Raw genomic sequence first — 12,139 nt, forward strand, 5'->3', positions numbered from 1 at the left:
ACTATGGCTATCGGCTCCGCTTCCGCTTTTGCTATCCCCGGAATCGCTGAAACCGTACTCAGCACCACCTTCGGCTACGCGAAGGACGAAGTGATGAAGTTAGCCGGTCCCGAGCTCTCAAAGATGGGACTTTCTCCTATTTTGAACAAGGTTCTCGGACTCGAAGATGACGGTCCCTCCAATCAGGACATTCTCGACAAGATTGACAAGAGTACCGAAGAGATCAAGGCAGAGATCAACAAGGTCATGGACGAGGTCAAGGAGCTTTCCACCCAGACAGCCAACTATCACACCTTGCAGATGAACCAGTTGAAAGCTATCAACAGCAACATTGACACCAAGGATTTCAGAGTACAGGCTGACACCGTAGCGGCAGATTTCGCACACGCGTTGAAAAGAATCGACGAGAACAAGGCGAACATTACCTGCGACGGCAATGACAAGATCAACAACACCACCTACAAGGCTTACAAAGAAATCCTCGCAGACCCCAAGTGCAACGTCAGCTCCATGCAGGCGAATTTTGACGAAATGCTCCGCTTCCTCAAAGGACAGCGCACCTCCAACAACAACGAGAACGGCTATCGTCAGCTCACCAACTATTTGATGGACAGAGTGGTTGCGGCAGACACCGGCGAGCACAGCTACATCAAGACTCCTGACTACTACGGCGCAGTTGACAGCATCAACGCAGAAAGGTTTATATCAACATGTATTGCAAGAGCAACGGCTTCGACTGCTCCGCAAAGAAGGATATGGATCTGTTCACCATCCGTAACGGCGCCAGCCTCGAGCTCGTTCGTGCGACGCTTTACGGCGACAACCGCAAGTTTGTGATCCCGGACAACGCGAACAACACCTCTTTGACGACAAAATATGTGGATTTCAACGGTATCTCTATTTACTACAACAAAGCTAATCCCTGCATCTCCATCTCCAAGAAAGCCAATAACACAAGCATCGATATGCTCTGGACTAACTTCAACGGCGAATGCACCAGCCGAATCCAGAACGACGGCAAAAACACCAAAATCAGCGAATGGTACGTCAAGCGCAGCTGGGAAAAAGAGGTTCGCGGCGACGAGTACTGGGGAACCTGATAGACACGATTTGATCAAAGCAAACGAAACACCACATCAAACCAAATGATGATTCTCCACAAAAACCGCCCTGCCAAACGGCAGGGCGGTCATCTGTTTTGAACCACTGCTGAAAGAACCTATTCAAATTGATTCAGGGTTTGTTAGGAGAAATCGGCAACTCGTCTTCTTCGTAGTTGATATTGCTTGTGCAGATAACGTCCTCTGTCCGGAACTTGATGATCTCAAGCTCGGTGGGGAGGTATTGTTCTTTTTCCATATCGTCCGACCTCCTTTAATCAGGGAAATAACTGTCAGCCGCTTTCGCGTACAGATACAGCGCCTTGCAGACGTTCTGCAATGCTTCGGACTGCGTGCCGTCGCTCAGAACATTACTGCAATAGGTCATCGGACTGTAAGTGATCGTGCCAATTATCTCTTCGCCATCCTTGACGGTCAGGGTGAAGGTCTTTTTCAGCTCCTTCGCCTTGATACCTCTGATACGCGCGATCTGATATTTGCCGCTTGTAACGGTTTCGACGTTTTTTTCTTCACACTCAAAGGTCAGCGCCTTTGCGCTTTCAAAATACAGCGAGAGCGTCGTCTCGGATTTGAGCGAGAGCGTTGCGCCCTCGAAACTCACGCCGTCAGGCAGGCCAATCGCGGATTCCGGCGCTGTGACCGTGACCTCGCCAAGCGCCTTTTCTTCCTCGGATAAGCTCGCATTGGCGAGATCGGCAGGATTTTTATCAAAATAGATTTGTGCGCGCGCGCCGTAGTTGAGCATTGCCTTGACAAGCGGAACTGCTTTTGCCAGATCTTCTCTTTCGTCGGCGTGTTCCAGCAGATAATCGGCATAATCCTTGACGGAGTAGGTGTACTCTGTACCGTGCATGCCTGCGTCGATGATCTGTGCCTTGATCTGTGAGGTCATTTCCTTTGCAGCGACTCTGCACTTGAACACATAGTAGTTTTTGCCGTTCCATTCCTTGATCAGCGCGTCCTTGACAAGCATCGTCTGTTCAGTAGTACCGTTGCCGTTAGGGACGGTAAAGTGCATATAGGCGGTATCCTTGTGGGCGATCACACTGTCGGAAAGCTCCATGTAGAAGTTGACCGCGATATCGCCGTCAAGCGAGATCGAATGGCCGGCAAGGCGAACGCCTATACCTCCGGACGGTCTCAGAGTCGTGCCCGCGAGAACGCTGTTGTCGTCGACGACGCCCGCCTCAAAAACATTTGTGCCGTCGGTAAAGGGCTGTTCAAGCGTGACCGTGCCGTCGTAGCCGGTGGAGGTGATGCTGACGTCGTCGGTATAGGTCAGGGTGACGGTCGAACCGCTGCCGCCGATACCCACTGATGCAAAGTTGCCTTCCACAGCTTTCACGGTTCCTCCGCTGATGATGACGTCGGCGTAGCTTTGACGCCCTGAGCCGATACCCGCACCGCGTGAGTTACCTGTCGCGGTAACATTGCCGCCGTTGATGACGACCCTGCCCGCGTAACTGTTATCGGCGTTTCCACCGCCGATCCCCGCGCCGCTGTGACCGCCTTTCGCGTTGACGGTGCCGCCGTTGATCGTGATAACACCTTGGCTGTCCGGAGCGAATCCTCCTGCCCCGATACCCGCGGCGTTTTGAGCGCCGGTCACGTTGATAACGCCGCCGTTGATCGTGATGTTGCCGGAAGCGTTGATATATCCGCCGATGCCTGCGCAGGATGTGGGAGGTTTGGTGATGTTCCAGGTACCGGTACCTGCGCTCTGCCCCCATACGGTCAGCGAACGTGCTCCGTTGACCGACATACCCTCCGGATTCGTAAAGATCGCGCCGTCGCAGAGGATGAGGTTGACGCCGCCATGGACCTTGCCGTTGTTGCTGATGCGGTTGTTGTTGGTCACGCTGTCGACAACGGCATACCATCCGCTTTCCAGATCGGTCTCGTCGCCGACGATCCGTGTGGCGGTGACTGTCTTTTCTTCACCGTTCAGGTTGAGATAAGTGACCTCGACGATACGAGAGGCTTTCTCGATCGTTTCTGTTATATCAGAGGTATATGTGACGCCGTTCATTGTGACCGAAGCGGTATAGACGCGCTCGCCCTCTGTGGTGTAGGTCGGCTCTGTCGTTGTTTCATAGGTGATCGCGTCTCCCTGAGCCGTTAAGGAGCGCTCAAAGTCGCAGACGGAGCAACGAAAGTCTGCCGTAGCGGAGTCATGACCGTCCCATGTCCATGTGGGATCTTCAAAAGAGTGCGCTTCAAACTCCGCGTTGATCGTCACATCTGACAGAGGCATCGTAAAAGAATGACTGTCACTGTAGAAGCTGACGTTGTGAGCCTCCGCATCCTTGACCGTGACGCCGGCGAGATGCTTACCGTCAATGCCGTTGACGGTAACGGAGACCTTCTCTCCCGCGCGTGCCGACGCCGGAGCCTCTATCGCTCCCGCGGGCACGCCTTCATCTATTCTTATCTGATATTCGCCGCCTCGGAACACCGCGTTTAATGTCACGTTGTCATCGGGCATGATAAAGCTGAAAGAGTAATCCACACCGGTGATCTCGGTTTCCTCGCCGCTGTCGGTCGTATAGCTGAAGTGTTCAAGGTCATAGCCATATTCCTCATGGGGATAAACCCTGACCGTTTGTCCCTCATATGCTTCAACAGGCGCGTAGACATAGCCGCCGGCCATATCGGACATCGAGATCGTATGAAGTGGCTTTTGCGTCCACTTCGCGTAAAGCGTAATATCTTCGGTCACGGGATCGTCAAAGTCGAACAAGGAGCCGTATTGATCGTCCGTATACCAGCCGTCGAAAGAGTAACCGTCACGGACAGGTTCCGGTTCGGCAACGGTCGTGTTTTTCTGTAAGACAGACTTTACTTCGTCGGTCTGACCGTCCATCGTGCCGCCGTTCAGTTTGTAGGTGATAACGGCTCCGCGCTCGATGACAAGGTGCTTGGTGTAATTATAGTAAAAGCTGCCGTCGGGCCGCAGCGCGTCCTCGGGGCTGTATGCGGTCACGAGGAGCGAGGGATCGACAAAAATGTCGTCATAAAACAGCGTCCTCTGCTGTTCTGCGTCGGCAGAGACGCGCGTGATACCGTCATAAAGATACAGCCGTCTGCCGGCGCGGATGCCGTAGCTTTTCGCCTGCGCGGTGATCGCGCCTCCTGTGATAAGGATATCCTTTGAGGCGTAAAATCCGTTGCCCTGCGAACCGGTGACGCTGAAATCTCCGTCGAGCGTCAGCGAGCCGATATTGACATAAATGCCGTTCGAGAACATCTGTCCGGACGTCAAATCACCGCTGCCGGTGACCGTCAGGTTCATCCTGTTGGCATAGATCATCGACCGCTGGCTGCTGTTGATACCGGGAAGCATCGTCACCCCGTCAAGGTTCAGAACACAGGTTTCGGGGTCGAAGCTGACCTTTCCGTCTTCGAAGACGTCATTCCTGTTGGCGTCGGTCACCTGCACGCCGCCGACCCACAGCTGATAGGTTTCTCCGTATTCGGCGGTGAGCGTCACGCTTTCGTTCAGCTTGAAGGTGGCGCCGGGAACAAAAACATCTGTTGTCGAGCCGATCGTCCCTCTCCAGCCGGAGAAATATTTGTTCTCCGGTGGCGTAAAGGCGCTTTTGGGCAGAGTATAGGTCTCTCCCTTGGAGAGATAAACGTCTTCCATCGTACCGCTGCCGTCGCCGGGATCAAAGCTGACCTTGATCCGCTGATACCCGCATAGCGTACAGGTAAGACCTGACGCGTCATATTCATGCAGATCCAAATCCTGATCCGCCTCGCAGTACTCGCAGGTGGTCTTATGACTGTATTCGTCGATTATGGTGTAGTTTGTATGCGAAAAGCCGCAGGGCCTGATCTCGGCAAACTTGCAGTTGCGGCATGAGCTCAGGCGTTCATCCTTCTTTTTCATTTGAGCGTTGTTATCATCACTTCCGGCGCTCACCATCGTCTTGTTGTCGAGAGTTAGCGTTCCGCTGTCTGAGCCGCCCTTGCCCTTGCCGATCGCGTTGGCGGAGGATAGACCGCACTTTGCGATGACGATGCCGCCAAAGATATTCACCTCGCCGCCGGATCCGCCGTGACCGCCGCCGATGCCCGCGCCGGACAGCTCTTCGTCGCTGCTGAACAGATCGACCAGAGCGGCGACCGACACCATCATCGCGTTAGCCGAGCGCTGATACTGGCTGCCCATCGGCGCATTTCCGAGATATCTTGTGACCATTTCCATCATTTCCGAGGAGTTGGTATAGCTTGATGAGGCGGCGATAACATAACCGCCGGTGATGTTTACGATATGATTGCTGCCGTTCCTGCCGCCGCCGATACCCGCGCCGCCTGCAGTGGAAGTCGCGACCACAAGGCCGCCGGAGATTTCTATATAGCCTCCGCCTTTTCCCATTCCACCGCCGATACCCGCGCCTTTGTCGCTCTGTGAAACCACCGTACCGCCGCTGATATAAATGGGATCGCCCTGTTCCGCGTCTTGACCGCCGCCGATACCCGCGCCTATTTTATTTCCGTAAGCGACCGCGTTGACCTCGCCGCCGTAGATGTAGATAGGACCGTTTTCACTGTTTTTGCCGCCGCCTATAGCCGCGCCGCCGTTATGGCTGCTTGCCGTGATGCTTCCGCCGTAGATCGCTATAGCTCCGGTCGACCTGTATGCTCCCTCGCCGCTGCCGATACCGGCTCCCGATTGGAAGGTTTGTATATCAAAGGTGCCGCCGTAGATCGTGATACCTTCGCCGCTGCAGCGGCTCGCTTCGCCTTTGTAGCCGCCGCCGATACCGGTGCTGGAACCAAATCTCGACTTAACGATATAATTGCCGGCATAAAAAATCATGCGTCCGCCTGCGCGAAAGCCGCTGCCGCCGATGGCTGCTCCTCTGGTTTCTCTTTTGGTAGTTGCTTCAAAATTACCGCCGTAGAAGTTCATGCTGCCGCCGTCGAGGCCTTTATCGCCGCCGATGGCGGCTTCGTCCTGATCGTCGCGCTGGGCAAAACGCTCACAGAAGGCGATCATCCTGCCGGTGCCTTGCTTCTGATCATACACGTTCAGGGTGTCCCCTTCACTGACCTCGAGACCTCTCTTAAAGTCCACCGTCGCGCCGTCGCCGAGGATGATATGCACCTCGCCGTCGGTGTGGACGCGCTTTTTGAAGGCAACATCGCTATTGACATAATACCAGCTGCCGCCCTGCAGGGTGCTGCCGTCGGCGACCGAGGACATGCTGATATACCCCTCGTCCGGCGTGCGGATGCGCTCTTTTGCGACGACCTTCTCACCGTCCCATGAGCGCTCTATATACGCCGCGACGGAATCGAAGAATTCTGCATATACCCTCACGTCGGAACCTGCCGGCATGACAAAGGAACTGTTGTTGATTATCTCAAGCTGCCTTGTGTCAGTGTCCCATTCGTATGTGGCGTACAGCTTATAACACGGCTTTGCGGAATTGGTCGGCGTTACCGTAACATTGACCGCGTCGCCCTTATACGCGCGAATGCGGTCGGCGGTAACGGTGCCGTCGGCGCTGCCGGAGACCTGAACGGAATGAAGCTCATCCACTTTGAAAGAAATACGCGCGTCCGACGGGGGCATGGTGAACACAGCCCTGACATTGCGGTAGGCGTCGAGTATTTCGAGTTCCGCTTCCGTGGTTTTCGTCTCGCCGTCCTGCAGATAGGTCATGGTCATACCCGTCACATGATACGGATAGCCGTTGGATCCCAGGCGAGCCGTCACGCTGATCTGCGTACCCGACTGAACGGAATGACTTGTTCCCTCTGTGACGCTGCCGTCGATCTTGGTTTCGAGCGCAATATTTTCATCATAATCATTGGTCGGGCTCGGCTCAAAATTCTCGACCGTCAGCGTATACACGGCGCTCTCTGCGCCGACAGGGAACGGAACGATCGTGAACAGACTGACGATCATCAGCAATGGCAGCAGTATGCTCATCGGTTTTTTCAACATTCCCATAATGTATACCTCCTAATACTTATTAATTCGTTATCGTTATTATAGCATATTTTAGGAAATAATTTAGCATTTTGCAAAAAACAAAATAATATTTGCCATTTTTTTGTATGCTTATATAAAAAGCCAGCGCCGGATTCGTGCATTTTGACCACACGAGGCGTTCGTTCATACTATTCTCTGTTAGAAAGCAGAAGGCTGCTTTTCATGAAGAAAGGTAAAAAACGTTGCACGACTGCCCATAACCGTTAAAAGCGGACAATAGAAAAACCGCCCTGCCGACAGGGCGATTGAATTTTTATCACGCAAAGACTCACTCCGACAATCTGCCGTAAAGGCGTATGTGAAGCGTGTTATCAGCAGATTTTTGTACTGCATAGGCTTTGTCAGTATTGCGGTCAACTTTATGCTGCCGCTTCAGAAGCTTGAAGATACTGATGATTTGATGAATCAGCCGCCGGAGGATGACTATTTGCTGTTTTCAACTTCCGAAAGCAACAAAAAAAACAAATTAAAACAAATAAGAACAAGCAAAAACGTCTGCCAAGTGACTATGACAATGATTTTGTATTATAGAGTATCAGCAAAAATACTCCCATATATTTGATTCATATACTCTACATTAATTTTAGATAGAATAAGTTCAGTTCCTGCCAGAACGGGTAAACAGTGGTTTTACATCCATATTTCGTGACAAAAAAATCCACGCCCCTGAGACGTGAAAAACCCCGATAGAATCGGGGTTTTTCGCGGATATATCTTTTTTGCATATCCTTTATGGTGCGGGTAACAGGACTTGAACCTGCACGGAGTACTCCGCAAGAACCTAAATCTTGTGCGTCTGCCAGTTCCGCCATACCCGCATTTTTATATTTCAACAGCTTTTCGCTGTGAAAATCAAAGTATTTAATTGTTACACCGAGGTATCGTTACCTAAGTCCAGCGCGTCTGCCAGTTCCGCCACAGGTGCGTTTTTATATTTCAACAGCTTTTCGCTGTGAAAATCAAAATATTCAATTGTTACACCAAGGTATCGTTACCTAAACCCATCGCGTCTGCCTATTCCGCCACGGGCGCACATCTATATTTCAACAGCTTATCACTGTGAAAATCAAAGTATTTAATTGTTACACCGAGGTAGCGTTACCTAAATCTTGTGCGTCTGCCAGTTCCGCCATACCCGCGAATCTATAAAATCAGGTCACAAAACCCGATATTATCCATATATTCAATTATTCACTTAGTGTTAACTTAATTAACTATCAGATTGCTTGTTTCTCCATTCAGTTAATCCATTTGCACTGCGTCCCATAACAATAGCAGCTGCTGTTGACGGGCTGCTGAATACTTTGCTTTCAGTAAAAACACCTTCGGAATTAATTATTCCTGATTCCATTAATTTACTGCGTAACTCTACTATGAATTTAGGACATGATTTTGTAGTGCTTGATGCAATTCTTGAGTTTTTGAACACAACAAACCCTTCGCTTGTTTGTTTGCCTTCAGCATCTGCCCCACGCGTAGCTTTGATGTACAGAGTCTTGCCGACATCCCCTTGATTATCGGAAAGATTAACTTCAGTGATTGTTTCGAGCACTTTGTGTCCAAGGACATTATTAATCATGCGTATATTATATAAAAACTCATCCATTTCAGCCTGTTCTGCTTCCGTAAGAGAAGCGTTTGCAGGTATTGTTGAGTTTTCAATAGAATACCGTTCTGCTTCTTTTGCAAGAAGATAACAACGATGTTCTAAATATTTAATATGTGCTTTATTTAGTCTGTTATCCTTACTGATGTATACAATACACTCGTTCCAAAAATCTTTTCCGTTTGTAGAGTCATGTTGTTTCAACCGTTCAAATATGTTTTCGGCTTCACCGATATAAACCATGCCTTTATCGTCAATATCGTTCTTACCAAATAAGAAGTAAATACCACATGCAGCTAAATCTTTGCGGTCAATGCAACTCTTGAGTTTAATGCGAGGGATTTTATACGCCTTTCCGTTCCAGTTTGATAATTCACAAACCAAACGACCGTTTGGGTCGCCTTCAATTAAGAATAATGAAATTGTTTTGCCAAATGTAGCCATAATTATTAAATCCAAAAGACATTAATCTTCCACCGAGGTAGCGTTACCTAAATCTAGCGTGTCTGCCAATTCCACCACAGGCGCGTTTTTTATTTCAACAGCTTTTCGCTGCGATAAACAAAATATTTCTTTAATTCAAAAAAGTTCTTAACTGAAAATCTATTTGCTTCATCTAATATCCGCAGTCCTTATACTCCCATTGTTTGCCTTTATCACGAACTAAAACCCAATTGAATTCCGTAAGGGTATCTCCGGCTTTGAGGAATGGAGTGTCTACGTTCGCATCAATAGAAGAGAGCAAAACAATAGCCTCATCAGCATTGTAAAATGCCTTCCAATGCTCAAACTCATCAGCCCAAGCATCACCTGGATAGTACAGTTCTTTTAAAGTCTGTCCGCGCTAATTGGTTTTAAATCGATTAATTACTACTTGTTCAGCAGCGGTTATATCATCTTGAGAAAAAATCTTTGATGTCTCATTGTGGATATCAACATCGGAAACATCTCCGCACGCACCGAATATTACGCAAATTAATATAACAAAAGAAATTGAAATGTATTTTTTCATATCAGGACTTGCTTTCACCAAGATAGCTTTGCCTAAATCCAGCGTGTCTGTCAGTTCCGCCACGGGCGCGCTTTTTATTTCATAGAGCTTTATTTATTATACTAAAAATCAGTTTTCTTGTCAATATGTTAAGTACGTGACATTTTTAGCTGCAAAGTGGTTATTTTCGGTATATTTCGACGTTATTTTACATATAATTGATTTTATTGTTGAATTTTTTTGAAATATTATGTATAATAATTTACAGATAGTATTATATCCTGATGGGGTGTGTGCCATGAGTAAAAGAGCTTTGACCGCCGTGCTGCTTGGGATTTTCTGCGCTTTTGCCTCGCTTGGTTTGCACGTGAAGGCAGCTGTTTTTGACCTCGGCGAATTGCGCGCCTGCAAACGGGTTTTCGCACTCGGAAACACCGCGGCTTATTTCTACGGCTTCTCGGGCTCCACTCTGATTTCCGCACGCGTTTCGGGTGATTGCCTGACGAGCAGGGTAAGCGTAAACGGAGCGATTTACTCTGTCACCCACAGCGGTCGCTTCACATACGCTCTGTTCTCTGTTTCGAACTCTAGCCGAGGTATTATCAGGCTCAATGCTGACAGCGGCGACTACTCCGTTTTTGATATCCATTCCGACGTGGAAATCGACCCTCAGAGTATTGCCGCGAATGATAACGAGATTTTCGCTCTCTCGCTCGGCGGTATTTACCGCGGCGTTACGGGCTTTGATATGAACGGCAGGAAAATCCACTCCTATTCCCTTCCGCGCGGCTGTGAAAGGCTGTTTTCCAACGGCAGCGACGCATACGCTCTTGCGGGCAACGGAGAAATCTACCGTCTCGGAGGCAGCAATGCCGTCTTCTGCGCGGAAACCACCTATGACGCTGATATCTCCGACGCAGGCGAAGGGTATATTTATTCAAACGGCAGTCTTATTTCTCTTGATAACGGAAGCTCTGTTTACTGCGGCGCGCGGCTTGCCACTATGTGCAGCGGCGGCGTTCATACCTCTGATTCAGGGTTGCTGATGACCTCTGCTGACGGCATGGTTTACCTGCTCAACGGCGATTACACCTGCACGGCCGGCGATATTCCGCAGGACTCCGCGCAGCATGACCCGGTTGTCAGTCCCGATGGCTACGAGGTTTATCTCAGCGCCGGCACTACGGTTGAACAGCTGAAAGCTATGTATCCCGAAATCAAAACGGTTTACAACAAGAACGGCAACCCTGTGTCCGGAAGAAATCTCTGCACGGGCTACAGCACCGACTTGATGTCGGTCATTATTCTCGGAGACGTTGACGGCAGCGGCACGATCAGCAGCCGCGATATCAAGATAATGATGCGCTGCCTGATCGGTGACGGCGAGTTAAGCGGCGTGTTTTTGAAGGCGGCGGATCTCAACCGCGACGGACAAATCGATATCCGCGACATTGTGCTTATGGCTAAACAATAACCTGCTCTGAATTCGGAGCAGGTTTTTTCAGTAACCGAGATATTTGAGAAATCCTTCGCAGCCTCTTACGATGTCAGAGTAGGTGCGGTCAAAGTTTCCGCAGTACCACGGGTCGGCGATGCTTCCGCCGCCGGCAAATGACAGCAGCAGCCGCAGCTTGTTGTCCCTGTCCGCGCCGACGATACGCTGCGCGTTGCGAATATTCATCTTGTCCATACAGAGAAGATAGTCATAACGTGCGTAGTCGCTCTTTTTCAGCTGAACAGCGCGCTTATTGCCGCAGGAAATACCGTGTGCGGCAAGCTCGCGCTGTGCGGGCGGATAAACCGGGTTGCCTGCATCACCCCAGATTTCCTCAGTGCTGGTGGCAGAGGAAGCAATTACGAAATCCTCTGCAATACCGCGCTTATTTACCATGTCTTTTAATATAAACTCCGCCATAGGACTGCGGCAGATGTTGCCGTGGCAGATAAACATTACCTTTGTCATATTGAACACCCGATTATCAACGTAACCACGTTGTGACGAAATAATTGTCGTTTAATTTGATTCCTTAGCTGTATTTATTGAAGCGATTAAAATCCGCCTTGCTGTTTCCGTACTGCGATTCATTAATATTTGCTCCTATTGAAGTACCGCTGCGCAGTATTTGATACGTTTCATATCGCCTGCGGGGTTCAGTGCGTATGAAGAACTATCATCTGCTCTCTCGCTAAAAACGTGCCCCCCGGCACGTTTTCTTAACGCTCGCCTTCGAGCCCCGTCATCCGATTTTGGTTTACTGAATTGAAAAAAGACGCTCAAAAAAGCGTCTTTCTTCGATGGAGCGGATGACGGGGCTCGAACCCGCTACCTCCACCTTGGCAAGGTGGCGCTCTACCAGATGAGCTACATCCGCATATTTATGGTGCCTCCGGACGGAATCGAACCATCGACACGG

Annotated in this window: 10 protein-coding genes and 2 tRNA genes; 4 read left to right on the top strand and 8 right to left on the bottom strand. The window is 50.0% G+C overall.

Features of this window, described 5'->3' with window-relative positions; all coding sequences use genetic code 11:
- Together KQI64_RS06070 and KQI64_RS06075 are read left to right on the top strand one after the other, a co-directional pair.
- Positions 1 to 837: hypothetical protein (locus KQI64_RS06070; protein WP_216523826.1), on the top strand; the 837-nt coding region annotated here is incomplete at its 5' end.
- Positions 756 to 1,100, top strand: coding sequence for a hypothetical protein (locus KQI64_RS06075; RefSeq protein WP_216523827.1), 345 nt, complete (start codon positions 756 to 758; stop codon positions 1,098 to 1,100). The genes KQI64_RS06070 and KQI64_RS06075, both read left to right, overlap by 82 nt.
- A 133-nt stretch (positions 1,101 to 1,233) precedes the next feature.
- Here the strand turns inward: KQI64_RS06075 and KQI64_RS10535 are convergent, their stop codons facing one another.
- Positions 1,234 to 1,359, bottom strand: a complete 126-nt coding sequence (locus tag KQI64_RS10535) for a hypothetical protein (RefSeq protein WP_301282419.1) — start codon at positions 1,357 to 1,359, stop codon at positions 1,234 to 1,236.
- 15 nt (positions 1,360 to 1,374) lie between these two features.
- On the bottom strand, positions 1,375 to 7,086 hold the full coding sequence (locus KQI64_RS06080) for an InlB B-repeat-containing protein (RefSeq protein WP_216523828.1): 5,712 nt from the start codon (positions 7,084 to 7,086) through the stop codon (positions 1,375 to 1,377).
- Positions 7,087 to 7,426: 340 nt separating this feature from the next.
- Between KQI64_RS06080 and KQI64_RS06085 the strand changes: the two genes are divergently transcribed.
- Entirely contained in the window at positions 7,427 to 7,690 is a 264-nt protein-coding gene (locus KQI64_RS06085) for a hypothetical protein (protein WP_216523829.1), read from the top strand.
- A 171-nt stretch (positions 7,691 to 7,861) separates the two neighbouring features.
- Here the strand turns inward: KQI64_RS06085 and KQI64_RS06090 are convergent.
- The 3 genes from KQI64_RS06090 to KQI64_RS06100 form a co-directional block, all read right to left on the bottom strand.
- Positions 7,862 to 7,946: transfer RNA gene (locus KQI64_RS06090), tRNA-Leu, on the bottom strand.
- Positions 7,947 to 8,338: 392 nt separating this feature from the next.
- Positions 8,339 to 9,178: a GIY-YIG nuclease family protein gene (locus KQI64_RS06095; RefSeq protein WP_216523830.1), complete on the bottom strand. Its 840-nt coding sequence runs from the start codon at positions 9,176 to 9,178 to the stop codon at positions 8,339 to 8,341.
- Between the two features lie 400 nt (positions 9,179 to 9,578).
- On the bottom strand, positions 9,579 to 9,809 hold the full coding sequence (locus tag KQI64_RS06100; protein ID WP_216523831.1) for a hypothetical protein: 231 nt from the start codon (positions 9,807 to 9,809) through the stop codon (positions 9,579 to 9,581).
- Between the two features lie 214 nt (positions 9,810 to 10,023).
- Here KQI64_RS06100 and KQI64_RS06105 point away from each other — a divergent pair, with 214 nt between their 5' ends.
- Positions 10,024 to 11,199, top strand: coding sequence for a dockerin type I repeat-containing protein (locus KQI64_RS06105; RefSeq protein WP_216523832.1), 1,176 nt, complete (start codon positions 10,024 to 10,026; stop codon positions 11,197 to 11,199).
- A 27-nt stretch (positions 11,200 to 11,226) separates the two neighbouring features.
- On the opposite strand, the gene KQI64_RS06110 is transcribed toward KQI64_RS06105, so the two are convergent.
- The 3 genes from KQI64_RS06110 to KQI64_RS06120 all read right to left on the bottom strand — a co-directional run bounded on the left by KQI64_RS06110 (position 11,227) and on the right by KQI64_RS06120 (position 12,097).
- The gene (locus tag KQI64_RS06110) at positions 11,227 to 11,688 is read right to left on the bottom strand and encodes a low molecular weight protein-tyrosine-phosphatase (protein ID WP_216523833.1); all 462 of its coding nucleotides are present in this window, start codon (positions 11,686 to 11,688) and stop codon (positions 11,227 to 11,229) included.
- A gap of 64 nt (positions 11,689 to 11,752) precedes the next feature.
- On the bottom strand, positions 11,753 to 11,887 hold the full coding sequence (locus KQI64_RS10765) for a four helix bundle protein (protein WP_216523834.1): 135 nt from the start codon (positions 11,885 to 11,887) through the stop codon (positions 11,753 to 11,755).
- A gap of 134 nt (positions 11,888 to 12,021) precedes the next feature.
- Positions 12,022 to 12,097, bottom strand: a tRNA-Gly gene (locus KQI64_RS06120).
- Positions 12,098 to 12,139: the final 42 nt, after the last annotated feature.

Origin of the sequence: Lachnoclostridium sp. MSJ-17, from assembly GCF_018918205.1 — a bacterium.
GTDB lineage: Bacteria > Bacillota > Clostridia > Oscillospirales > Acutalibacteraceae > Ruminococcoides.